Annotated in this window: 19 protein-coding genes and 1 pseudogene; 16 read left to right on the top strand and 4 right to left on the bottom strand. The window is 39.2% G+C overall.

The window, feature by feature from the left end:
- Position 1 precedes the first annotated feature (1 nt).
- From hisD to H5058_RS06465, 13 genes and pseudogenes are all read left to right on the top strand, one after another.
- Positions 2-1,303 carry a histidinol dehydrogenase gene (gene hisD / locus H5058_RS06525; protein ID WP_182677365.1) on the top strand — a complete coding sequence of 434 codons (1,302 nt, stop codon included), beginning with the start codon at positions 2-4 and terminating at the stop codon, positions 1,301-1,303.
- Positions 1,293-2,402: a histidinol-phosphate transaminase gene (gene hisC, locus H5058_RS06520; protein ID WP_182677362.1), complete on the top strand. Its 1,110-nt coding sequence runs from the start codon at positions 1,293-1,295 to the stop codon at positions 2,400-2,402. Before hisD ends, hisC begins: the two co-directional genes overlap by 11 nt.
- Positions 2,399-3,460, top strand: coding sequence for a bifunctional histidinol-phosphatase/imidazoleglycerol-phosphate dehydratase HisB (gene hisB, locus H5058_RS06515; protein WP_024604828.1), 1,062 nt, complete (start codon positions 2,399-2,401; stop codon positions 3,458-3,460). The genes hisC and hisB overlap by 4 nt, the downstream gene beginning before the upstream one ends.
- A complete protein-coding gene (gene hisH / locus H5058_RS06510; protein ID WP_041454940.1) occupies positions 3,457-4,047 on the top strand; it encodes an imidazole glycerol phosphate synthase subunit HisH in 591 nt (196 codons plus the stop codon). Before hisB ends, hisH begins: the two co-directional genes overlap by 4 nt.
- A 33-nt stretch (positions 4,048-4,080) precedes the next feature.
- Positions 4,081-4,809: a 1-(5-phosphoribosyl)-5-[(5-phosphoribosylamino)methylideneamino] imidazole-4-carboxamide isomerase gene (locus tag H5058_RS06505; protein ID WP_011330113.1), complete on the top strand. Its 729-nt coding sequence runs from the start codon at positions 4,081-4,083 to the stop codon at positions 4,807-4,809.
- Between the two features lie 553 nt (positions 4,810-5,362).
- Entirely contained in the window at positions 5,363-6,430 is a 1,068-nt protein-coding gene (locus H5058_RS06500) for an efflux RND transporter periplasmic adaptor subunit (RefSeq protein WP_182677360.1), read from the top strand.
- An 11-nt stretch (positions 6,431-6,441) separates the two neighbouring features.
- Positions 6,442-9,507: an efflux RND transporter permease subunit gene (locus H5058_RS06495; protein ID WP_182677358.1), complete on the top strand. Its 3,066-nt coding sequence runs from the start codon at positions 6,442-6,444 to the stop codon at positions 9,505-9,507.
- Between the two features lie 235 nt (positions 9,508-9,742).
- Positions 9,743-9,898 (top strand): annotated as a pseudogene (locus tag H5058_RS18695) (SDR family NAD(P)-dependent oxidoreductase); the annotation flags it as partial.
- A gap of 321 nt (positions 9,899-10,219) precedes the next feature.
- Positions 10,220-12,595, top strand: a complete 2,376-nt coding sequence (locus H5058_RS06485) for a diguanylate cyclase domain-containing protein (protein WP_182677356.1) — start codon at positions 10,220-10,222, stop codon at positions 12,593-12,595.
- 394 nt (positions 12,596-12,989) lie between these two features.
- Positions 12,990-13,763, top strand: a complete 774-nt coding sequence (gene hisF / locus H5058_RS06480) for an imidazole glycerol phosphate synthase subunit HisF (protein WP_011330107.1) — start codon at positions 12,990-12,992, stop codon at positions 13,761-13,763.
- Positions 13,760-14,374, top strand: a complete 615-nt coding sequence (gene hisIE / locus H5058_RS06475; protein WP_086997536.1) for a bifunctional phosphoribosyl-AMP cyclohydrolase/phosphoribosyl-ATP diphosphatase HisIE — start codon at positions 13,760-13,762, stop codon at positions 14,372-14,374. The genes hisF and hisIE overlap by 4 nt, the downstream gene beginning before the upstream one ends.
- A gap of 105 nt (positions 14,375-14,479) precedes the next feature.
- On the top strand, positions 14,480-14,995 hold the full coding sequence (locus H5058_RS06470; RefSeq protein ID WP_086997539.1) for a hypothetical protein: 516 nt from the start codon (positions 14,480-14,482) through the stop codon (positions 14,993-14,995).
- Between the two features lie 17 nt (positions 14,996-15,012).
- Positions 15,013-15,189 carry a DUF1289 domain-containing protein gene (locus H5058_RS06465; RefSeq protein WP_086997542.1) on the top strand — a complete coding sequence of 59 codons (177 nt, stop codon included), beginning with the start codon at positions 15,013-15,015 and terminating at the stop codon, positions 15,187-15,189.
- Positions 15,190-15,358: 169 nt separating this feature from the next.
- On the opposite strand, the gene H5058_RS06460 is transcribed toward H5058_RS06465, so the two are convergent.
- Complete coding sequence (locus tag H5058_RS06460) at positions 15,359-15,898, bottom strand: gluconokinase (protein ID WP_208619501.1); 540 nt, start codon at positions 15,896-15,898, stop codon at positions 15,359-15,361.
- Between the two features lie 154 nt (positions 15,899-16,052).
- Between H5058_RS06460 and gntU the strand changes: the two genes are divergently transcribed.
- On the top strand, positions 16,053-17,396 hold the full coding sequence (gene gntU / locus H5058_RS06455; RefSeq protein WP_089369281.1) for a gluconate transporter: 1,344 nt from the start codon (positions 16,053-16,055) through the stop codon (positions 17,394-17,396).
- A gap of 172 nt (positions 17,397-17,568) precedes the next feature.
- On the opposite strand, the gene gntR is transcribed toward gntU, so the two are convergent.
- Together gntR and H5058_RS06445 are read right to left on the bottom strand one after the other, a co-directional pair.
- Positions 17,569-18,579, bottom strand: a complete 1,011-nt coding sequence (gene gntR, locus H5058_RS06450; protein ID WP_086997549.1) for a gluconate operon transcriptional repressor GntR — start codon at positions 18,577-18,579, stop codon at positions 17,569-17,571.
- 236 nt (positions 18,580-18,815) lie between these two features.
- Positions 18,816-20,087: an O-acetylhomoserine aminocarboxypropyltransferase/cysteine synthase family protein gene (locus tag H5058_RS06445; protein WP_182677354.1), complete on the bottom strand. Its 1,272-nt coding sequence runs from the start codon at positions 20,085-20,087 to the stop codon at positions 18,816-18,818.
- 415 nt (positions 20,088-20,502) lie between these two features.
- Between H5058_RS06445 and H5058_RS06440 the strand changes: the two genes are divergently transcribed.
- On the top strand, positions 20,503-21,729 hold the full coding sequence (locus H5058_RS06440; RefSeq protein ID WP_182677352.1) for an RNA-guided endonuclease TnpB family protein: 1,227 nt from the start codon (positions 20,503-20,505) through the stop codon (positions 21,727-21,729).
- 337 nt (positions 21,730-22,066) lie between these two features.
- A complete protein-coding gene (locus H5058_RS06435) occupies positions 22,067-22,399 on the top strand; it encodes a PBPRA1643 family SWIM/SEC-C metal-binding motif protein (RefSeq protein ID WP_182677350.1) in 333 nt (110 codons plus the stop codon).
- A gap of 133 nt (positions 22,400-22,532) precedes the next feature.
- Here H5058_RS06435 and H5058_RS06430 read toward each other — a convergent pair whose 3' ends face one another.
- Entirely contained in the window at positions 22,533-24,704 is a 2,172-nt protein-coding gene (locus H5058_RS06430) for a S46 family peptidase (RefSeq protein WP_086997434.1), read from the bottom strand.
- Between the last annotated feature and the right edge of the window lie 55 nt (positions 24,705-24,759).

Genomic DNA, 24,759 nt, shown 5'->3' with positions numbered 1-24,759 from the left:
CATGCTTCGTTGGAATGAGGAATCTTCACAAGCACAAGCAGCGGCGCTAACACGCCCTGCGGTTTCGGCCAGCGCTAAGGTTGAAGCTATATGTAAAACTATTTTAGCTAAAGTAAAAGAGCAAGGCGACGACGCTTTGCTAGACATGGCTAAAGAGTTTGATAATAGAGCGAACCCACGTTTACGTGTGCCGCTTGATGAAATAAACGCATCTGAGCAGGCGCTCAGTGCAGAGCTTAAGTATGCCATTGATACCGCTTATGCAAATGTAAAATGTTTTCATGAAGCGCAATTACCTAAAGATATTAAATTATCGACCCAACCGGGCGTTGTGTGTGAACTGAAATATCAAGCCATCGAAGCTGTTGGTATATATGTACCCGGTGGCAGTGCTCCACTGCCATCGTCGGTTATTATGCAAGGTGTATTAGCCCAATTAAGCGGTGCAAAAACCGTTGTACTTGCTACCCCCGTACAAGGCGATAAAGCCATTAACCCCGCTATTTTATACGCAGCAAAATTATGCGGCATTACCACGCTAATAGAAAGTGGTGGCGCAGGCGCAATTGCAGCAATGGCTTATGGCACAGAGTCAGTGCCTAAAGTGAATAAAATTTTTGGCCCAGGTAATAGCTTTGTCACTATGGCTAAGCAACTTGTGGCGCAAACTGTACCTGGCATGGCCATTGATATGCCTGCAGGCCCATCTGAAGTACTGGTTATTGCAGATGAACGTGCAAACCCAGAATTTATAGCCGCCGATTTACTCTCACAAGCAGAGCACGGTGCTGACTCGCAAGTTATTTTATTATGTAACAGCGAACGTATTATTGCGCAAACTCAGCAGGCGCTTACTCGCCAACTTGCTAAATTAAGCCGCAAAGAAACCGCCGAGCAAGCCTTGGCTAACTCGTCACTTATTTTAGTTGACTCAATCGCACAAGCGTTTGACGTATCAGCGCAGTACGGCCCTGAGCACTTAATTTTGCAACTAGCAGACTCCACACCCTACCTAAATAAAGTTAAAAATGCGGGCTCAGTATTTGTGGGCGATTATACGCCTGAATCGGCAGGCGATTATGCATCAGGTACTAATCACGTATTACCAACCTATGGTTATAGCGCAAGCTATTCTAGCTTGAACTTACTTGATTTTTTTCGCACCTACACAGTGCAAACAATTACTAAAAGTGGTTTAACCCAGCTGTCAAAAGCTATTTTACCCCTTGCAAATGCCGAGGGCCTTGATGCTCACGCAAATGCGGTTTCAATTCGCTTAGAGGCAATTAAAAATGAGCAATGAGAGCACGCAAGCTAATAACTTATTACCAGCAAATATTGCAGCGCTTGCTGCTTACAGCTCAGCTAAAAGTGAAAAGTTAAGCGGCACAACTTGGTTAAATGCCAACGAAAGCCCCTATGCTAAAACCATCCAGCTGAGTGCTGAAGATTTAAACCGCTATCCAGATCCACAACCACAACTGGTTATTGACCGCTACGCGGCGTATGCAGAGCTTGAAAGCGAAAACGTGCTAATGACCCGTGGTGCCGACGAAGGCATAGAGCTTTTAGTGCGAACATACTGCGAAAGCGCAAAAGACAGCATTGCGCTATTTTTGCCAACTTACGGCATGTATAAAGTCACTGCCGATACACACAATGTCGCCATTAACGCACTAACACAAGCGCAATTATTAAATGGCAGTGTTGATGAAATAGTAGATGCGGTTGGCAGCTCAAAATTGGTATTTATTTGTAACCCAAATAACCCCACAGGCAGCTTAACCCCACTTGATAAAGTGACAGCAATTGCAACAGCACTTGCAGATAAAGCATTGGTTATTGTTGATGAAGCCTATATAGAATTTTGCCCAGAGCAAAGCGCTACAAAATTAATAAACCAATTTAGTAATGTAGTGGTGCTACGTACCCTTTCAAAAGCATTTGCACTGGCAGGCCTTAGAACCGGTTTTACGCTTGCACAAGCAGCAACTCTTGCGCCAATTCGTAAAGTAATAGCGCCGTATCCGGTATCTGGCGTAGTAGCAAGTATTGCAGCGCAAGCAATTGCCCCAGACGCAATTACCTCAATGCGCCGCCAAGTGATTATTTTAAACGCTTTAAAAGCTAAACTTGTACAGTGGCTAAGTGAATCGCCTGCTGTATTAAAAATTCTCACTGGTGAAGGTAACTTTGTTACTTTAAAGTTAGCCGATAAAAACTATTTTAAAATCGCACTTGAGCAAGGTTTGGTTATGCGCGCTTTTACCTTATATGGTGAAAGCGACTGGCTACGCATTTCAATTGGTAGCGAACAAGAACTTAAACAAGTAAAAATTTGGCTTGATGGCCTAGCATTGCCAACAGCCTCAGCAATTTCAGCACAACAGGAAGTATCATGAGTAACCCCTATTTATTTATAGACCGCGACGGCACTATTATTGAAGAGCCAATTACCGACAAACAGGTAGATAGCCTTGAAAAGCTAGCATTTTTACCTGGTGTTATTCCTGCGTTATTACAATTACAAGCCGCAGGTTACCGTTTAGTAATGGTGTCTAACCAAGATGGTTTAGGCACAGATAGCTTTCCTACTGCTGATTTTGACATAGCACAAGACAAAATGATGGAAATAATGCAAAGCCAAGGCATTAGCTTTGACGAGGTATTAATTTGCCCACACTTTGACGAGCAAAACTGTGATTGCCGTAAACCTAAAACGGGCTTACTTACCGAGCTTATGCGCTCAGGCAAAGTAGACTTAGCGCGCTCTTTTGTTATTGGCGATCGCCAGACCGATATTGGCCTTGCTCAAAACTTATGTTGTGAAGGTATTTTATACGACGGCGATTGGAGTGCGATAGTAACTAAATTGACCACCGCAAACCGCGAAGGTCGTGTTACACGCAACACTAAAGAAACCCAAATTGATGTAGCCATAAACTTAGATCAAACTAAAAATGGCAGCATAGACACCGGACTTGGCTTTTTTGATCACATGCTTGATCAAATTCGCACCCACGCAAACATTGGTTTAAACATTAAAGCTAAAGGCGATTTACACATAGACGAGCACCACCTTGTTGAAGACATTGGTATTGCTCTTGGTGTCGCACTTAAACAAGCGCTTGGCACTAAATCGCAAATTGCACGCTATGGTTTTGCCCTTCCTATGGACGAGTGTAAAGCTGAAGCACAAATTGATTTATCGGGCCGTGCATCATTTGTATTAAACGCTAACTTTAGCCGCGAAAAAGCCGGTGATTTAGACGTACAAATGGTTGAGCACTTTTTCAAAAGCTTAAGTGATAACGCCGCAATTAGCCTAATTTTATCGGTAAGCGACGGTAACTGCCATCACCAAGTAGAAGGTTTATTTAAAGCGTTTTCACGTGCTCTTCGTATGGCCGTAGCACAAGACACGACCCAGCAAACAGCCAGCTCTAAGGGATGTTTATGATTGCCATAATTAATACCGGTTGTGCCAATATAAATTCAGTACGTTTTGCGTTTGAACGCCTAGGGCAAACGCCAACAGTAATTACTTCACCAGAGCAATTAGCGGGTTTTGAGCGCGCTATATTACCAGGTGTAGGCCATGCTTCGGTTGCCATGAAACGCTTAGTAGATAACGGTTGGCAACACGCTATAAACGAATACCAGCGCCCGCTAATGGGTATTTGCTTAGGTATGCAGTTACTGTGCGAAAGCACCGAAGAAGGTAACGTGCAGTGCTTAGGTAAAATACCTGGGCATGTAACAGCGCTTGATGTAGGTCAACTTACGTCACCGCATATGGGCTGGAACAATTTAACCATAAATAAAGAGCATGCCTTAACAAAAGGACTAACACCAGACGAGCAAGTGTACTTTGTACACAGCTTTGCGCACACGGTAAACAACGCCACATTAGTAAGTGGCGAGTACGGACAACGTTTTTCGGCCATAGTGGCCAAAGATAACTATGCCGGCATGCAGTTTCACCCAGAGCGCAGCGCTAAAATAGGCGCGCGTTTATTACAAAATTTTGTTGATTGGCAGTTGTAGGCTGCCCCTCATCTATTAATAAAGAGACACACTGTGATTATTCCAGCATTAGACGTATTACAAAATCAAATTGTGCGCTTATACCAAGGCAAATACGAGACTGTACAGTTTTACCCATTCGAGTTAGGCGCGCGTTTAAAAGAATACGCCGACAGCGGCGCAGGTAAACTTCACTTAGTTGATTTAGAAGGTGCCCGCGATCCAAGTAAAAAACAGTGGCAACACATTCAAGCGGCTACAAAAGCACTTAATGTGCCGTATCAAGTTGGCGGTGGCATTCGCTGTGAGCAAGATGTAAGTGATTGGCTAAAAGCCGGCGCAAACCAAGTGGTTATTGGCTCAATGGCGGTTGAAAAACGCGAACAAGTTAAAGCCTGGATTGAGCAGTTTGGCGCAGAGCACTTTGTTATTGCCCTTGATGTAAATAAAACAGCCACTGGCTGGGCTCCGGCAACCCATGGTTGGCTAACTGAATCTGAGTTTGGTTTACTTGAGCTAGTAGATTTTTATGCTAACTTAGGTGTTATCGATTTTTTATGTACGGACATCAGTAAGGATGGCACCATGACCGGCCCATCGTTCGCGCTGTACGAGGATTTAATTAAGCATAACTCAACTATTAAAGTACAAGCATCTGGTGGCGTAAGCTCACTTGATGACATTAAAAAGCTCAAAGAGTTGGGTATTGGCGGTATTATTTTAGGTAAATCACTGCTCGATGGCGCCTTTAGTGTGGAAGAAGCACTAGCAGTAACACGCTAAGAATCTAATATATATACAAAAAAGCACAGTACCTATACTGTGCTTTTATTCATTAACTTAATTATTAAGCAACACCTCAGGTAAAGCCCTTAACCTAGCCTCATACAGTACTTAAAGTAGCCCTAGCAATATGGTAAGCTCTTTCAAACTCGCAATTTTGCAACATAATATACTTACCTGTATCACTGAGTTACACAATCGCACAAACAAAAACATTAACGCACAGATATATTAACGCATTGAATTTACAATGATATTCTTAATAATATGCGCTAAAGTACACTCTTTGTATAACAAATATTAAATTAACATTATAATAACAATTATAATTGCAGTATTTGGCTTTATAGCGTTTACTTCTAATAACAACATAACAATACAGAATTACACTCAATCGATTTGGTATAATTATTCATAAGTCGTTGGGAAAGTTAATAAAAGCAATGGTGATACTCCTTATAAGTAATAAGGTTATTAATAGTTACACAGTTTGTTGTAGGTTTACCGGTTTATATAGTTTAAGCGTACCTGATTTTTATAAAAGGCATAAAATATGAATATAAAACATGTAGTAAAAAATCGATATACGCTAAGCATTGCATTAGCAGTACTACTGTCGGGCTGCTCTGAGCCTGAGGTAGATACAAAAATTGAAAAGGCCCCAAAGCCTGTTAAATTAATTACCATTAAAGATACTGCGCAATCAAACATTCTTACTTATCCTGCTACTGTCGATGCGATAAAAAGCGCAAAGTTGGCATTTCAAGTTGGCGGTAAAATAGACAAACTCAATGTTATTGCAGCGCAATCCGTATTAAAAGGTGACGAACTGGCATCGTTAGAAAAGCGTAACTTTATTAACGAAGTAAACTCTACAAAAATACAGTATGAAACAGCTAATAATGACTTTAATCGCGGAATTAAGCTCTCTAAAGATGGCGTAATTTCGGCTAGAGATATAGAGCAGCTAAAATCGAAAAAAGAAGTTGCTCAATCTCGCTATGACTCAGCAAAAAAAGCACTGACAGACAGTACTTTAGTTGCCCCTTATGATGCAATTGTAGCCGCTGTACCAGTAGAGGCGCTTGAGAATGTAAATGCAGGCCAGCATATAGTTACTTTATTTGGTAAAGGCGAAATGGAAGTGGTTGTTAATATTCCATCTTCTATTGTTGCCACCGTTGACTCGCGTACAGACAGCCGTGCCTTTGTACTTTTAGAATCAGCTGCTAATACTCCTATTCCTGCTACATTTCGTCGCGCTAATTTAGAAGCTGATACGTCTAGCCAAACTTATGAAGTTAGGTTTTCATTTGCTGTACCGCAAAACCTAAATATTTTACCCGGCATGAATGCCAGTTTACGTATCGAATTTGATAATAAGTCGACTACAAATGAAATTACTCTGCCTACATTTGCTATTTTTGAAGAAAATGGCCAGCACTATGTATGGGCAGTAAGTGAATCTATGATCGTGAGTAAAACGGTTGTCACCTTAGTAAACGGTATTGGTGAAGAACTAGTTGTTACCAGTGGTATAAAAGCCGGCGATGTAATTGTTGGTGCCGGTGCAAATTATGTAACCGATGGTATGAAAGTACGCGCTTGGACTAAGTCATAGGAGCTTGAGTAATGGATTTAGCAAAGTGGACTATTAATAACAAACTCATTAGTACCATAATTATTATACTGACGTTAGGCTTTGGCTTCTCTTCATATAAAAACATGGCACGATTTGAAGACCCTGAGTTTATAATTCGTACCGCACAAGTGTTTGTTCCTTACTCTGGTGCGAGCCCTTTAGAGGTAGCCCGAGAAGTAACTGAGCCTTTAGAGCGTGCTATTCAAGAATTGCAGGAAATTGATACCATATCGTCTACCTCTTCATCGGGTATGTCTGAGATCAAAGTTGAGATTAAATCGGAGTTTTCGCCGACAAAGTCTGAGCTACAGATAATATGGACCAAACTAAGAAATAAAATTAATGATGCTCGCCCTTCCCTTCCACCAGGTACAGGTACGCCACAAATATTTGACGATTTTGGCGATGTATATGGTTTGAGCTATTTAATTACAGCCGAGGGTTACTCTCCTGATGAGCTGCATGCTTACGCTAAAAACCTGCAAAGTGATATTTTACAAGTTAAAGGCGTTGCTAAAGTAGCCATGACCGGTGTTCAACAAGAAGGTATTTTTGTTGAAATAGCCCGTGAAGATTTGGCCACTTTAGGTAGCTCAATCAGTAATATTTATTCAATTTTAGATAAGCAAAATACAGTAATAAGTGCCGGTAATACGCAAATTGGTGATCAACGTATTTTTATAGATCCAACCGGCTCTATTAATTCTATTGAAACAATACAAAATCTATTAGTGAGCGCCACCAATGACGGTAAAGCTATATATTTAAAAGATATTGCTAATGTATATCGTGGTTTTCAAAGCCCAGCAACTAAACTTGTACGTTACAACGGGCAACCGGCAATTTCTTTAGGGGTTGCCAGTGTGCTTGGTACTAACGTTGTTAAAGTGTTTGAGCGCGTAGATGAGCGCGTTAAACAAGCTGAAAACGTGAGACCCATTGGTATAACAGTGCATGAATATTATCATCAAGGTAAGGTTGTTCAGGCATCGGTAGATAACTTTGTAGTAAATGTAATTGTGGCATTAATTATTGTTGTTGTTACTTTACTTGTATTTATGGGGCTGCGCTCTGGGCTTGTTATTGGCGCAGTATTACTACTAACTATTTTTGCCACGCTAGCAACCATGGACTTTAGCGGCATACCCATGCACCGAATTTCACTTGGGGCATTAATTATTGCTTTAGGGATGATGGTTGATAATGCCATTGTTGTCACCGAGGGAATACTGGTGGGTACTAAACAAGGGCGCAAAAAGCTAGAAATAGCATCTGAAGTTGTAAAGCAAACAAGGTGGCCTTTATTAGGCGGCACTTTGGTAGGTATTGTGGCCTTTGCACCTATAGGTTTAGCACCGGGTGATACTGCCGAATTTACTGGGCATTTATTTTGGGTTATTTTAATTTCTTTACTTTACAGTTGGTTATTTGCAATTACCCTAACGCCACTATTTTGTTTTTGCTTGTTTAAAGAACAAGATAAAGACACCTCTACAACAGCTAAGCCTAATATGATTATGGCGGCTTATCAATCCATTGTTGTTAGCTCGCTTAATCATCGCTGGTTAACAGTTGCTGTAGTGATATTTACTTTTAGTGCATCAATGTGGGGATTTCAGTTTGTAAAATCTGGGTTTTTCCCAGCCTCTACAACACCACAAATGGTAGTAGATTTTTGGTTACCGCAAGGAACTGATATCGAAAAAACCAAAAAAGATATGATCAAGCTTGAATCCTTTATTCAACAACAAGAGAGTATTGAGGGCCTACAAACCTTAATTGGTGGTGGCGGTTTACGATTTATGCTTATTTATGGAGCAGAATCACCAAACAGTTCTTATGGCCAAATATTAGCTAAAGTAGATGACTATAAAGTGCTTGATACTATGATCCCTAAAGTACAAGCGTATATAGATGACACCTTCCCAGAAGCGCAGGGCAAAGTATGGCGTTTTGTAATGGGACCCGGAGGTGGTTCTAAAATTGAGGCTACATTTAAAGGGCCAGAACCCGCAGTAATTCGTGAATTAGCCGATAAAGCGAAAGCAATCATGATTGATGACGGCGGTGCACTCTCAATTAAAGATACTTGGCGCCAGCAAGTTAGGGTTATTGAACCGCAATACTCGCCAATTAATGCCCAGCGTGCAGGTGTAACACGCAAAGCAATTGCTGAAGCGTTACAACAAAACTTTTCTGGTAAAACGGTTGGCCAATATAGAGAAGGTGAAGAGTTAATTCCTATTATTGTTAGAGCTCCCCTAAAAGAGCGCTCGAATGTTAATGATATAGGCAACATTCAAATTCCTAGCCAAATCACAGGTAAAACAATCCCATTAGAGCAAGTTACTAATGGATTTAAAACCGTATGGCGTGATGGTATTTTAAAGCGCGAAGATAGAATGTGGACAATTAAGGCTCAAGCCGATCCACTTCCTGGGCAGCTTGCATCTGAATTATTTAATCGAGTAAGGCCACAAATAGAAGCGATTGACTTACCTGCCGGTTACACATTGGAATGGGATGGTGAGTATGGGCAATCAAAAGAGTCAAATGAAATGCTTGCATCAACACTACCACTTGGCCTTTTAGCTATGGTGCTAATTGTAGTGGTGTTATTCAATGCTTTAAAACAACCTATTATTATTTGGCTTGTGGTTCCGCTGGCTCTTATAGGCGTGGTATTTGGCTTAGTAACAACTCAAACCCCACTTGAGTTTATGGGGATATTAGGATTGCTCTCTTTATCTGGTCTACTCATTAAAAATGCCATTGTATTGGTTGATCAAATGGATATGGAAATTAAGCAAGGTAAACCACGTTATGATGCCATTGTCGATTCGGCTAATAGCCGAGTAAGACCAGTAATGATGGGAACACTAACAACAGTACTTGGGGTAATACCGCTTTATTTTGATGCGTTTTTCCAATCAATGGCGGTTGTATTAGTATTTGGCCTACTCTTTGCCACATTACTAACCTTAATTGTTATACCTGTGCTTTACGCTATTTTTATGGGCGTTAAAAAGGATGAACGTACGCCAGTTAATGCCTAAGGTAATAAACTAAATATTGCAAAGTAAATAAAATATACGGCCAGCTAATGTAAAATATTATCTGGCCGCATGCTTTTTTATACCCAACCCACAACATAAAATATCGCTCTATGCTGTTGATAAATAACTAGCTTCATAACTTTAATAAAGTGCCCATCAGCGTACTTGTTAACACTGTTGGCGGCGATGGTACAGGTAAATAAAACCCTTGCGACATTAAAGTAGCCAATTTAAACGCGTATTTGATATGAATGTGTTTACCATGTGCCGACTTTGTCAATTAGTGGCTCCTCACATGAAAAATAGCGATTATGGCAGCATAATTAATATCTCTTCTATGGCGAGCGTTAACAACAGCCCCGCTATTAGCGCCATGGCCCACGCGCTGTAAGTACTGATGCACTTAAAAAGTGCTTACCTCTGAAGTATTAAAACAATGTTACTTCATACTTTTATTATCAATACGTTAAAGCTAACTCCATAGTTAATCCAACAAACTCATTTTATATCGCAACTTACTTAACATAACCAACTTGCTTAACCCTATTTCCCCGTTATAAAACCTCTAAAAACCCTCATACTAACGGTACTAAAATAACCCAAAGTAATATTTTTCAGTTAAGCATTTAATGGTCAACACTATATTTGTATACTATACTTAAGTTATTCATAAATAGGCCCTTAGAGCTTATAATTAAGGTGAGGGACCGCATTGACTAATCATTTAACGCTACATTTTGTAACGCCAGAAATGCTCAAAGCAGCGGTGATCACAGCCAAATATGACCCCATACTTGTTTTAGCATCTGTATTTACAGCGGTATTTGCATCTTATATTTCATTTTTACTTTCTGCTCGTATTAAAGGCGCGCAACTTAAAAACGAAAAGCTTTTTTGGACCCTACTGTCATCATGCTTTTTAGGTGCAGGTATTTGGGCAATGCATTTTGTTGGCATGTTAGCCTACCAACTCCCTATTCCTGTAAGATACAATATACCTATAACACTAGTTTCAATTTTACCCAGTATATTTGCTAGTTATTTTGTTATATCCCCTAATTTAGAGCGTTTTAAACACTTATGGTTTAGAAGTATACTTATGGGCTTAGGTATTTGCAGTATGCATTACGTAGGTATGATAGCCATGATAATGCCAGCGCATATGGCTTATGAGCCCATTCTGTTTACGTTCTCTGTATTTGTTGCCGTAGCACTTTCGGGTTTAGCTTTAAAAATAAATGAATTACGCCAAACAACGCAAAATAAACAAAAGCGGGTTAACTTCTTAGCAGCGCTGGTAATGGGCAGTGCTATTTCGGGTATGCATTATATTGGTATGCTCTCTATGTATGTATTTGAATCTAGCCATACAACCTACCTTGCAAATGACAACAGCGCACAACTTGCCCAAGTGATTATATTTGTAGTGCTAGTATTGAGCTTATTTTTAGTAGGCAGTATGGAATTACGCGCCAGAAGCTTGTTATCGGCAAAATTAAAAGCAGTACTAAATACAGTACAAGACGTAGTGATATGTTTTGATCGCCAAGGCATTATCGAATTTGCTAACCCTCCAACCGCTAAAGTATTTGGTTTTGATCAACAAGCGTTAATTGGCAAAAACATTGCTATATTGCTGCCAAAAAAGCATGCAAAGCTTTATCATTCATTTAATGAAGATCAATCCAACTTTGGCAAAAGTCAATTATTACAGGGGTGCAAAAATTGTGGGCAAGAGTTTCCTATAACAATCGCAATCAACCCTATAAGTGAGCTAACTAACGCCCCTTTAGTCGCTACTATTAAAGATTTAACCGATATTCAAAACCAAGAAGCCTTTACACAAACTATATTTGATGCCCTACCTAACATTTTATTTATTAAAGAAACTAAGAGCCTAAATTATAGTCATGTAAATAAAGCCGCTGAAAAATTACTTGGTAAATCACAAGAACAGCTTATTGGACTAAATGACTTTGATATATTCCCAGCAGAGCAAGCAAAGTTTTTTGTAAAAGCTGATCGCAAAGTATTGAACTCCAACAATTCGCTAACAATTAACGAAGAACCCGTAACCATAAATGGAACAACTCGTTATTTACGTACTCACAAGGTGATTATAAAAGATAGTATAGGTAAGGCTAAGTTTTTACTTGGTATTGCTGAAGATATTACTGAGCTCAGAGAAGCTAGAATTGAGCTAGATAATTTGCATCATCGAATGGCATTAGCCGCAGATGCGGCTAATATTGGCATATGGGAATGGAACTTTAAAACCGATGTGCTTATTTGGGATGACTGGATGCACACACTTTATGGCATTAAAAAGAGTACTTTTTCTAGTAACTATGCTCAGTGGTCACAAACAATTCATCCTGATGATTATGATAGTGTTACAAATAGCCTGACCAAGGCAATAGCAAACAATGAAAAGTTTCATGCTGAATTTAAAATTATACTGCCCTGTGGAACAATACGTTATATAAACGCCGATGGCCGAGTATATGGTGATAGCATAGTCGGTATTAATTCTGATATTTCAAAGCGTATTATCGCTGAAAACGAAGTACTCAAACTAGCTCAAACCGATTATTTAACCGGGCTTGCAAACCGCAACACCCTAACAAAGTTTGCTGAATGTGAGTTTAGAAAAGCTAAACAAGAGAACAGTAAAGTAGCTTGTTTATATTTTGACTTAGATAAACTTAAGCCAATAAACGATACTCACGGCCATATAGTTGGCGATTTTGTATTAACCGTAATAGCCGATCGTTTAAAGGATATTACCCGTAAAACAGACTGTATCGCGCGTATTGGCGGGGATGAGTTCGTTGTTATAAGCACCGATATTGAAAACGTCAACCAAATAGAAAAACAAATAACCAGATACTTAAACGCTATTGAGTTACCTATTGTGTTGCAAGATAACGAACTCTTAATTACAGTGAGCATTGGCTATGCGTTATATCCCGACGAAGCAGCAAACTTAGATGAGTTGCTTAACAAAGCGGATAAAAGAATGTATGAACATAAAAGTAAAAAGCATGACCATGCTAATAACAGCCAACCACAAGTCAATTTAAGTTGAGCATTTAATTTTAACAATACATAACTTAAATGAACTGAACTGAAAAACTCAAATATTCCTACAGCTTCACTATGTATATCCTAAAAAGCGCTAAGTTAGCGGCTGCTTAGAGCCGTTCATTATAGGTTAACGCATTAATACAGCACGTAATTAGCATCCGTAAACACGCACTTTTTGTTATTTATACAATCCTCTGAATAGCTTTAAAAGTAATTAACTATAAGATATTTCGCCTATAAATAACGCTTAGATATATATATACTGTAGGTAATTATTAAGATCACTTTTGCCGACAATAATGTTTTTGATGTTGTTGTTATTCATGCAAAATATTAACGAAAAGAATAGTAGCTATGACTTTCAAAAATAAACACACTACCTGCGAGACTTTCCCATGTTATCAAAACGTATAATTCCATGTCTCGACGTTAAAGACGGCCAAGTAGTCAAAGGCGTAAAGTTTAAAGGCCATGAAGTAGTTGGTGATATTTTAACTATGGCAAAAGCTTACAGCGAAGCCGGTGCAGACGAACTGGTTTTTTACGAAATTAGTGCCAGTGTTGAAAAACGCTTACTCGATGTAAATTGGGTAGAGAGTATTGCCCGCCATATTGATATTCCTTTTTGCGTGGCAGGCGGTATTAAGTCGGTTGCCGATGCAGCTCGCGTACTTGAACGCGGCGCAGACAAAATCAGCATTAACAGCCCTGCTATTGCCCGCCCTGAGCTAATAAAAGAGCTGCACGATGAATTTGGTAAGCAATGCGTAGTGGTCGGTATAGATAGCTTTTACGATGAAGTGACCGGTGAATACTTAGTGTACCAACTTACTGGCGATCCTAATGCGTCAAGCCGTACCCGCTATAAAACGCAAGAATGGGTTAAACGTGTACAAGATCTTGGTGCTGGCGAAATAGTATTAAACTGTATGAACCAAGACGGCGTACGTAACGGTTATGATATTGAGCAATTAAGTAAAATACGCGAACTGTGTAATATTCCTCTTATCGCCTCAGGCGGTGCTGGATCTATGCAAGATTTTGTAGATGTGTTTAAACAAAGTGAAGTTGATGGCGCACTTGCAGCCAGTGTTTTTCATAAAAATGTGATTAACATTGGTGAACTAAAACAATTTTTAACTAATAACCAAGTGGCCGCAAGATTATGATATTAACACTCGACAACCAAACTCAAGTTGATTTCACTAAAAGTGAAATGATCCCTGCTATTATTCAAGATGCACGCTCTGGTATTATTTTAATGCAAGGCTTCATGAACAGCGAAGCACTTAACGTGACATTAAAAACTGAAAAAGTAACCTTTTACTCGCGCTCAAAAGAGCGTTTATGGACCAAAGGCGAGTCATCTCAAAACTATTTAAATGTTGTGTCAGTGCATACCGATTGTGATAACGATTCTATTTTAGTACTTGCCAACCCAGAAGGCCCAACGTGCCACTTAGGCACACAAAGCTGTTTTGGCGATGATGCAAAACCAAGCCTAAGCTTTTTAGCGCAACTTGAAGATGTTATTGTAGCGCGTAAAAACGACGACCCAGCTAAAAGTTATACAGCGTCTTTGTTTGCAGAAGATTTAAGCCGTAGTTGTCAAAAAGTAGGCGAGGAAGGCGTAGAAGTTGCCCTTGCAGCAATGAAACACGATAACGATGAGCTAACAAACGAGTCGGCTGATTTAATTTATCACCTTACAGTGTTATTACAACGCCAAGGCTTAGCCCTTGAAGACGTAGTAAAATGCTTAATAGGTCGCCATAAGTAAGTTGTAGCTTTAATACCAACAACTTCCTATAAAAAGCACACTTAAATTATTTAGTGTGCTTTAGCACATAGCGCACTAAATTCATTAATTAAAAGGATATATTGAATGAAGAAGTTAGCCTCTGTCGTATTTACTGGCTTGGTAATTTCAGGTTGTTCTAGCGTTGTTACTGAGCAAACAGCCGCCATAGATCAACTTACACCATGTAATAAAATTCAAACCTTACTAGGTGCATACGATACCCGTTTTGAATCGCTAAAAACAACCAAAGTAACCACAAAATTTATGGATAGCTGGAGCACTAACTATCACTTAGTGGGTCAACAGTGCCAAATTACTGCGTTTGATCATGACAATGTTATTTACCGCTGTCAAAATAGTTACAAAGAGCAAATGGCTGCTGTAACAGATCATCAAAAAGCTGTCGCTTTTACTCGCCAATGCTTGCTTGAAAGTAATTGGCATGAAAGCCAAAAAGAGTCAAAAAACTCGATTCGTACTACTTTCGTACTTGATGAAAACACCCCTGTTATTTCAATCTACACAGGTAAAACGTTATCTAGTTTAAAATCGTGGTCTACCTCATTAGAAATTGGCAAATCAGTGGCTACTAAACAATAATTTTTTTATAGGGTTTTATGGGTTTTCAAACAAAAACTAGCAAGTCTAAATTTAAAACCGATTGTATTGGAGTTTGCCAACGACGCAGTGGGCTATGTACCGGCTGCGGTCGTACCAATGATGAAATTTTTGAGTGGATTATTTTATCTGAAGATGAAAAAAAGGTGATTTTAGCAACCCCACGAGCCGATTAAGCAATGAATAGCTGGGGTTTTAATAGGTAAGCTAAACATCTGGGTTATAAAACTTTAACTTCAATAATAGACTAAAACTAACTGTTGTTAAATTTAGCCTGTTATTGAACGTTTGAAATAAATGGTATCTACTTTATTACTCATTATTTTTGTATTTATACCTTATAGGTTACCCGCTAGCTAAATTTATATCGGTTTGCGTAGCTTGAAAACAAGCGCTTACAACCTGCTTAAATGATTTATTAATGTCGATACTAATTACATTTAACTCATCTGCTTGGGGGATTTCCAATGTCTCGAATTGACTTTTTAATAGCTCAGTAGGCATAAAGTGCCCTCTTCTATCTTGCATTCGCTGCTTAACTAATTCAAAATTTCCCTGTAAATGTAAAAAAGTAATATTCACATTTCCTTCGCATATTTGCTCTCGGTATTTTTTCTTTAAGGCTGAACAAACAATAACGGCCACTTCATTTTTCTGCTCAATACTAAACGCAGCGTCACGAATTCTTTCTAACCACGGCACCCTATCATCATCATTAAGCGGTTGTCCTGATGACATTTTTAAAATATTTGCTTTGGGATGTAAATCATCGCCATCAATAAATTTAGCGTCCATTTTTTTCGCAAGCGCATAACCAATACTCGACTTTCCGGTGCTTGATACACCCATAATAATAAATATTCGACCCATATTTATGTGGCTCATTTAGCTAATCTCACTCTACTTTTTTAAAAATTCATTAGCTTTGAATGAATTTTTATATTAAGTTACTGGTAACATGTTACGCGTAACTTAATATAATATGAAATTAAACACAAGTTAACCGTCATAATTTGAGTTGGATTTAAGTAGGGAACATATGTCAGATTTATCTTTAATACTAACCGCGGTAGGCTCTATTCTACTGTTACTTTTTTTAGTCATGAAAGTAAGGCTACACGCGGTTGTCGCTTTAATTTTAGTTTCGATGATAGCCGGGCTATTCTCTGGAATGAGCCCACAAATGATCGCTGGAACTATCCAAAAAGGAATGGGCGGCACTTTAGGCTTTGTTGCTGTAGTGGTTGCATTAGGTGCTATGTTTGGCAAAGTAATGGAAGAGACTGGAGCGCTTGACCGTATTGCTCATACCTTATTACATCGTTTTGGCGAGAAAAACGCTAACTGGGCGCTCACCTTTACTGGTTTTATATGTGCTTTACCACTATTTTTTGATGTTGCTGTGGTACTTTTAATTGGTATTGCATTTGCTGTGGTACGTAAAAGCGGTGGTAGTGTTATTAAAATAGGTATCGCATTGCTTGCTGGTATTGCTGCTTGTCAGGCATTTCTTATCCCTGCGCCAGGCCCTATTTTAGTGGCATCTCAACTTGGTGCCGATTACGGTTATATGATTTTATTTGGTTTGCTTGCTGCTATTCCAGCTATGATCATTGGCGGCCCTCTTTGGGGATCGCTAATTGCTAAGTCAATTCATGTTGAACTACCTGAACACGCCCAAAATAATGATAATACTAGAGACGGTGAGGGCGAGCCTAGTTTTGGCTTAGCTCTAGGTTTAATTGCACTGCCATTATTAATGATTGCTTTAAATACGATTGGCTCTCGTTTTGTTGAACAACAATCTAACTTACATCATTGGTTGGAGTTTATCGGTCACCCATTTACTGCAATTCTTGCAGCTTGCTTAATGGCATTTTATTTACTGGGTGTAAAACGTGGTGTGCCTCAAGATCGTATAATGGAAATTTGCAGTAGTGCCTTACAACCTGCTGGCGTTATCATTTTGGTAACAGGCGCTGGGGGAGTATTTAAACAAGTATTGGTTGATTCGGGTGTAGGGGAAGCGCTTGGTAATATGCTTGCGGGATCTGGCTTACCGATTGTTATGTTAGCTTTTATACTAGCAGCCGCTGTACGCGTAATTCAAGGCTCTGCAACTGTTGCTATGCTTACAGCATGCGGTTTAATTATACCTATGTTAGAGCCGCTTGGACTAGATGGCGCTCAACTTGCATCGGTTACTATCGCCATTGGTGGAGGCTCAATCGTTTTATCGCATGTAAATGACTCTGGCTTTTGGTTAGCTAATCGCTACCTTGGCCTAACTGAAATGCAAACGCTGAAAACATGGACGGTGATGGAGACCATTATTGGTACAACGGGTGCTATTGTAGCTATGATTATTTCCCTCTTTTTATAAATTATTTTTATTCAAAACCCTGAATATGTCCGATGCTGTGCTTAAATAGCAGCATCGGTGTTTACTTCGAGTGTTATAGCTTTTACTGTTTGATGGAGGCAAGCACCATATTTCACTTACAACTCAATATTCTAGGTTTAATATTTGGTTGCTTTATGAGTGACATAGTTAATCAAACACTTTCACCTAAATGAATCACATAACCGGTATCACATATTTGCTCATCGGGTATTTCAATATCTGCTGTTGAACTAATACGACTGAGTAATTTAGCCCCCGCAAGGTTACCAATCTGATAACGCGGCGTGATCACACTGGCTAGCTGAGGCACCATAGACTGACCAATATCATGGCCATGAAAGCCTGCAACCCCCATGTGTTGAGGAACAGAAATATTATTTCTTTGACACTCAAAAATAGCACCAATAGCCAAATCATCATTAGTACAAAATATACAGTCAGTATCTGGGTGTTCAGTACGTGTTTTTTGCAATAATTTAGCGCCCAAACTAAACGACGAAGCTTCATTTGTCATCACACTTTTAGGAGTAAGCCCCCTTAGTAACATTGCGTCGCTATAGCCTTGAAACTTCAATTGTGTGCGCATATCTAACCTTGCACCAAGGTAAACAATATTCCGGTAGCCTTTATCTAAAAGCGCATTGGTCATCTCAAAAGCAGCTTTAGCGTTATCAAAACCAACCGCTTGTTGTATTGGAGTGTGATGAATATCCATTATTTCAACCACAGGAATATCCGCCATAGCAATCATTTTTCGGGTTCTGTCGGTATGCGTGGTTTCCGATAATATTAACCCATCAACATGATATGATAATAAATATTCAACTCTCTTTTCTTCAATGTCGGGGCTATAGCCATAATGCGCGAGCATTGTTTGATACCCAGCAGGCTCAGTAATATCTTCAATTCCGCGAATAACTTGCGAAAACACTTGATTAGTTAACGATGGGACAAGCACACCTATAGAGTAGCTTTTGGCATTGGATAATAAATCAGGGGCTTTATTAGCAATATAACCAAGTGAATCTATGGCTGCTTTAATTTTGATTTGAGTTGTTGCTGATACTTTCTCTGGGTTACGTAAATAACGACTTACCGTCATTTTAGTTACCCCTACTGCATCCGCTATATTTTGAAGTGAAGAGCGTTTATTTTTTTTCATCACAGGTAATTAATTTATTATGTTACAAGTAACATAACAATTATAATCGCGGTTAGCCACTTTTAAGCTATTTTTCTAGGTAAATTTAACCTTATTGATAATATCTATACTGCCTAGGCTTACTTAAATCAACTGATTATCAAATTAGATACTTAATTATATGCTTTTCAATGAAAAAAATACAAATGCCTCAGTGTATAGAGGCATTTTAAACGATGTTATTACTTATAAATAGCTTACGCTTTATCGAGCGCTTGACTTACATCTGCAATAATATCGTCGATATTTTCAATACCAATCGATAAACGCACTAAATCACGGCTCACACCTGCATTAGCGAGTTCTTCATCATTAAGCTGACGATGCGTGGTTGATGCAGGATGACACGCTAGCGACTTAGCATCACCGATGTTTACCAAACGCAGTATCATATTGAGTGCGTCGATAAAACGAGTGCCTGCTTCCAAGCCACCTACAATACCAAAACTTAATATACCCGATGCTTTACCATTAGTTGTTTTTTTACACATTGCGTTGTATGGACTTGACGCTAAGCCTGCATAGTTAACCCATGAAACTTTAGGGTGCTTTTGTAAATACTCAGCCACCTTTTGTGCATTTTCGCAGTGACGTTCCATTCGCAAACCTAAGGTTTCAAGGCCAATTAGAATGTCTGATGCATTTTTTGGTGCAAGTGCCGCACCGGTATTTCTAAGCGGAACCACTCTACAGCGACCAATAAACGCGGCTTCTGCAAAGGCTTCGGTATAAACAACATTATGATAAGACGGATCGGGCTCGTTCATCATGGCAAAACGCGTAGCATTTGCTTTCCAATCAAATTTACCTGAGTCAACAATCATGCCGCCAATGGCAGTGCCGTGCCCGTTTATGTATTTAGTTAATGAATGCACCACTATATCGGCACCCAGCTCGAATGGGCGGCATAAGTACGGCGTTGCTACTGTGTTATCAACAATAAGGGGCACACCTTTACTGTGTGCTAGTTTGGCTAATCGGGCAATATCAACAATATTACCTGCAGGGTTGCCAATTGATTCACAAAATACTGCTCGAGTATTATCATCTATTGCGTTTTCAAAGGCCTCAAAGTCATCTGCTTTGATCATCCGTGCTTCAATACCTTGGCGTGGTAATGAATGTGCAAATAAGTTGTAAGTGCCGCCATATACTTGGCTAGTACTAACAATGTTGGTGCCAACTTCACATAAACATTGAATTGCGTAAGTAATTGCTGCCATGCCAGAGGCTACAGCCAGTGCGCCTACGCCCCCTTCCATAGCCGCGATACGCTGCTCTAATACTGCGTTAGTTGGGTTCATAATACGGGTGTAAATATTACCAGGTACTTTTAAATCAAATAAATCAGCACCATGCTGGGTGTTATCAAACGTATAAGATGACGTATTATAAATTGGCACTGCTGCAGACTTTGTGGTTGATTCTGATTCGTAGCCATGATGCAGCGCTAAAGATTCTAGTTTCATTAGTATATTCCCTGTTATTAATTCACTTAGCGTTAAATTAGCACTTATATGCTACTAAGTGCACTTGAAATATACGAATGACAATTGAAATTTTTAACCTTTAAAAACAACCACTGTTAACTTTTAAAGCTATAACTAGTTTAGCTGTAAACTAAAACCAATAATAAAGAGTATTACGCCTAAATAAATAATACATGCAGATTCATATTTTTTGATGTCTCACCTGCAATCAGGTCGCACGTGCCTGTATATATCCCTTTGCACACAAATAATACTCCCCCTGTTAGTCTATAGTTATTTAAATTTATCAACTTTTGCCGTAAAACACCATTCCTTTAGGTCGGTGATATAAGGCAATAGTCGCGAAGCGACTAAGTGGGTTGTTCCTTTTTGATTAACTGTATATAATAACAGTATGGTTATTCGCAAAGCTTATAAATTTCGTTTAAAAACAACACCCGATATTAACGCTAAAATGGCGCAATATGCGGGAAATTGTCGATTCTTGTGGAATAAAGCCTTAGCGATTAACTTATTTAAGTTACAGAATAAACAAAAAATTTGCTACTACCAAGAGTTGGATTTCTTTTCCAAACTTTGGAAAAAAAGCGAGGAGTATGGCTTTTTAACACTATCGCCCGCACAAACTATCCAACAAACATTAAAACAACTTGAACGCGCCTTTAAAGACGCATTCGATAAAAACCAACCACTCAAACGGATGCCTACTTTTAAGAAAAAAGGAGAGGTGAATAGCTTTAGTTTTCCTCAAGGCTTTAAAATCGACAAGAATGGGAAACGTATTTTTTTACCTAAAATCGGTTGGGTTAATGTTAGAAAAAGCCAAGCTATTTTAGGAAAAGCTAAAAACGTCACAGTTTCACAAAAAGGAAAGCACTGGTTTGTTTCAATCCAAGTTGAACAAGAAGTAGCACCACCTAAGCACCCATCAAACGCCATGATTGGGGGAGATTTAGGCGTGAAACGCCTAATTACCCTTTCTGATGGCAGTTTTGTGGAGCCGATAGATACCAGTAAACAGACAATCAGGATCAAACGATTACAGAAGCAACTTGCTAGAAAAGTGAAATTTTCAAGTAACTGGAAAAAATTAAAAGCAAAGATCACAACATTTCATACGAAAGTTGCCAATATTCGTCATGACAAATTACATAAGATCTCAACACAGTTGAGCAAAAGCCACGCAATCATCGTGCTAGAAGATCTTAAAATTAGAAATATGACGAAAAACAGCAAAGGCAACAGTGAGCAGCATGGAAAAATGGTGAAACAAAAATCTGGCTTAAACCGCGTCATTCTCAATCAAGGATGGGGAATGTTTAAAGGGATGCTGAAATATAAGCAGGATTGGCTCGGCGGTCAGGTTATTTTTGTTGATCCGAAACATACCAGTCAAACGTGTCCGGCGTGTGGTCATCAATCAAAAGATAACCGATTAACGCAGTCTAAGTTTGAATGTGCGAAGTGCGGTTATCAAGATAATGCGGATCATGTTGGCGCATTAAATATTTTAGCGCGAGGTCATCGCGTTCTAGCCTGTGGAGAGATTGACATTAGTCAGCTTGTTGAAGCAGGAACTTGCCTTATGAGTGATCACAAGGCCCCGATGGTTTTAAACTAATCGGAATCCCCCTCCTTTTCTGAACTTTTTCAGGCGCTTGGCGAGGTGGTGGAGGATGTCAAATTACCTTTTTCATCTGTAATAATGCGTAAATAACCAATAAGTATAATAATACTTGCCGATATTAATAATCCAATTTTTAAACTTTCCATGGGTATGCTCACTTTTAATTTAAGTGCTTAGTTTAATATTGATAGTTTGATAGGTCGTTATACTTATTAACGCTACTTTTAACTTCACTATTTAAATTGGCTAATAGTGCGTACATCTTAGTTATATTATGCCTAAGCTGTTAGGATACGCCGTCTAAATAATGTAGAACGGTTATATAAGTATAATGTCTAAATTTTTCTTTATGGGTAAGCCCGATATAATGGGTAAAAATAACAGTAACGGTTTTAGTCCTAAGCGCAATGAAAAAGTGGGCAGCGAGCTTCATCCATTATTGTTAGTGGTTAATTCACCACAACGCAAGTTAGAAGTAGAAGCAATAGTACAAGAACATAAGTTATTTGCTACAGTAGAGCTTAATACTCAAAGTGATGAAGATATAAGAGAGCTTGAATTCGCGCTGGTTAAGTCTACACCGCAAGTATTCGATAAAGTCCCTGAGCGTAACTCTCCTTGTTTATGCGGTAGTGGTAAAAAGTATAAAAAGTGTTGTGCTTAAATTATAGCTCACAATTTAACCTCCTTTCTCATTCTTTAATATAAAAATGCCACCTGTTAATAACAAGTGGCATTTTATTATTTGCTATAAAGTTCAGCTAAAATAAAGATTCGGCTTTATTTTTACGCTTAACTTATTTTACTATTTTCATTTCATCTAATAAATTTTGGGCATTATCTACCTTGTCCATTACCCATAGCATGTAACGAGAATCTACGTGAATTGAGCGGTTTAGTTCTGGGTTATAATCCCAATCGCCAATGATGCTTTCATATACGCCATCAAACAATAAACCCACCAGCTCGGCTTTACCATTGAGTGTTGGCGAGCCTGAGTTACCGCCGGTTGTATCTACGTTTGATAAAAAGTTAACGGGTACTGTGTTCATGCCGCCGGTGTAATCACCATAAAGCTTGGCTTTAATTTGCTCTTGTAACTTTTTAGGTGCATTAAATGGGTCAACATCGGTGTTTTTAGCTAGTAACCCTTCAAGCGATGTAAAGGGTGTTGCTACCAAGCCATCTTGAGGTGAGTAGCCACCTACCGTGCCGTAAGTTACTCGTAATGTGCTGTTTGCATCTGCATATACGGCCTTATTTTGTGCTTTATTAAAGGCAATAATAGCGCTCATTAACTGCGGGCGAGCAGCTTGTAACTTGCCTGCAAGTGCTTTTGATTTATCTTCCTCAGCTTTCATTACTTTAAATATTGCTTTAGCATATTGCACAAATGGGTCTTGGCTTTGGTTTAGCTGGCTAAACGATTGCTCAAACAATGAATTGCGTACAACTTCGTTATCAAGTGTTGATTTAGTATACATTTGCTCAAGCAATGCACTTTGTTTCGCTTTATCAAAACCATTCTGTAGTTTAAATGCCTTATCAACCTCGCTAAAGCGCTCTTCTTTCGGAAGTGCAGCATAAAGCTCTAAAAAGTGCAGTAAAATAGCTTTATCTACATTGGCATCAAAGCGACGCGTCATACGCTCAAGCCCAGCTTTAATGCGCGGTAAGTCACGCTCTTGGTATCCAGACTCTCGCTCTGCATTTGGCTTTTGTTGCTCATACGCTAAACGGTATAAGCTGCGAGCGGTACTGATCATTTGTGATCTGTGTACATAACCTAACATACGATCGCGCTCGCTATGCAGCTGCGATTGCGCTACTAATGCCGATAGCTCATTTAAAACATCGCCATATTGCTGCTTGCGTGTTTTATCACTATTAATCCATTGAGTTAGTTCTTGCTCAAACTGTTTTTTGCGCTCAAACATGGTGCCTTTTTTAAAGCTTTCTATCATTGAGCCATAGTTTTTAATGTAATTATTGTAACCTGCAATAGTGCTTTCGTAAGCTATACGCGCTTTACTGCCGTCCTCTGCGTTTTCTTCAATAAGTGCTACGTATTTTGAATTATGTTCACGCGCTTTAGGATAGCTGTCGTTAAATACGTTATCTACTTCTGCAGCAATACGGTAACGGTTAGTACGCCCTGGATAGCCTGTTACCATTACAAAGTCGCCCTCTTGCACACCTTTAGCACTTACACTTAAGTAAGAATCGGGTTCATAAGGTACGTTATCTTCGCTGTACTGTGCTGGTTTACCATCTTTTCCTACATACGCACGGTAAAAACCAAAGTCGCCGGTATGGCGCGGCCACATCCAGTTGTCTATATCACCGCCATATTTACCTACGCCCATAGCGGGAGCGTATGCTAAGCGTACATCTTTTATTTCTAGCGACTTAATGAGGTAATACTCTAAGCCACCATGAAACGAATACACATTACAACGATAGCTCTCATCGGCTTCACACTGAGCCACCAGTGCTTTTTCATTTTTTTCAAGGGCATCGTAGCGTGCTTTAGCACTTAACTGTTGAGTGTCTTTAATTACTTTGTCGGTAACGTTAGTTACGGTTTTAGTAACATAAACACGAGAGCCAGGAGCTGCGGGTAAATCTTGCGCTGGAGTTTTAGCTAAAAAGCCATTTTCTAAAATATTATTATCGGTTGTTGAGTTGTATTGAATAGAGCCATAAGCACAGTGATGGTTTGTTACCACCAAACCTTTTGGCGATACAAATGATGCCGTACAACCACCTAGGCTAATTACCGCATTCATCGGGAATTCGGTTAATTTTGAAATAGATTTAGCATCTATTTCAAGCCCTTTGGCTTTTAATATTGATTCTAATTCTGGAAGCTGATGTGGTTGCCACATGCCTTCATCTGCAATTGCAGTGCTTGAGAGTGTAATTGCTAAAGTTGATGCTATTGTAGCGACAAGAGGTGTTAAACGCATTATAGAGTCCTTTTTATTGTTTCTATAACAGGTTACTCGTGAAGTATTATGCAGG

Source organism: Pseudoalteromonas sp. SR45-4 (assembly GCF_014163535.1).
In the GTDB taxonomy this organism is placed as follows: Bacteria; Pseudomonadota; Gammaproteobacteria; order Enterobacterales; family Alteromonadaceae; genus Pseudoalteromonas; species Pseudoalteromonas nigrifaciens.
The sequence above is the reverse complement of the archived record's forward strand: the minus strand, read 5'-3'. Positions and strand labels throughout refer to the sequence as shown.

Coding starts and splice junctions, on each gene's coding strand:
- H5058_RS06465 (WP_086997542.1), top strand. CDS start 15,013: ATGGGTTTTCAAACAAAAACTAGCAAGTCTAAATTTAAAACCGATTGT.
- H5058_RS06430 (WP_086997434.1), bottom strand. CDS start 24,704: ATGCGTTTAACACCTCTTGTCGCTACAATAGCATCAACTTTAGCAATT.
- H5058_RS06495 (WP_182677358.1), top strand. CDS start 6,442: ATGGATTTAGCAAAGTGGACTATTAATAACAAACTCATTAGTACCATA.
- hisF (WP_011330107.1), top strand. CDS start 12,990: ATGTTATCAAAACGTATAATTCCATGTCTCGACGTTAAAGACGGCCAA.
- H5058_RS06460 (WP_208619501.1), bottom strand. CDS start 15,898: ATGAGCCACATAAATATGGGTCGAATATTTATTATTATGGGTGTATCA.
- hisD (WP_182677365.1), top strand. CDS start 2: ATGCTTCGTTGGAATGAGGAATCTTCACAAGCACAAGCAGCGGCGCTA.
- gntU (WP_089369281.1), top strand. CDS start 16,053: ATGTCAGATTTATCTTTAATACTAACCGCGGTAGGCTCTATTCTACTG.
- hisIE (WP_086997536.1), top strand. CDS start 13,760: ATGATATTAACACTCGACAACCAAACTCAAGTTGATTTCACTAAAAGT.
- H5058_RS06500 (WP_182677360.1), top strand. CDS start 5,363: ATGAATATAAAACATGTAGTAAAAAATCGATATACGCTAAGCATTGCA.
- H5058_RS06440 (WP_182677352.1), top strand. CDS start 20,503: ATGGTTATTCGCAAAGCTTATAAATTTCGTTTAAAAACAACACCCGAT.
- gntR (WP_086997549.1), bottom strand. CDS start 18,579: ATGAAAAAAAATAAACGCTCTTCACTTCAAAATATAGCGGATGCAGTA.
- H5058_RS06445 (WP_182677354.1), bottom strand. CDS start 20,087: ATGAAACTAGAATCTTTAGCGCTGCATCATGGCTACGAATCAGAATCA.
- hisB (WP_024604828.1), top strand. CDS start 2,399: ATGAGTAACCCCTATTTATTTATAGACCGCGACGGCACTATTATTGAA.
- hisC (WP_182677362.1), top strand. CDS start 1,293: ATGAGCAATGAGAGCACGCAAGCTAATAACTTATTACCAGCAAATATT.
- H5058_RS06470 (WP_086997539.1), top strand. CDS start 14,480: ATGAAGAAGTTAGCCTCTGTCGTATTTACTGGCTTGGTAATTTCAGGT.
- hisH (WP_041454940.1), top strand. CDS start 3,457: ATGATTGCCATAATTAATACCGGTTGTGCCAATATAAATTCAGTACGT.
- H5058_RS06435 (WP_182677350.1), top strand. CDS start 22,067: ATGTCTAAATTTTTCTTTATGGGTAAGCCCGATATAATGGGTAAAAAT.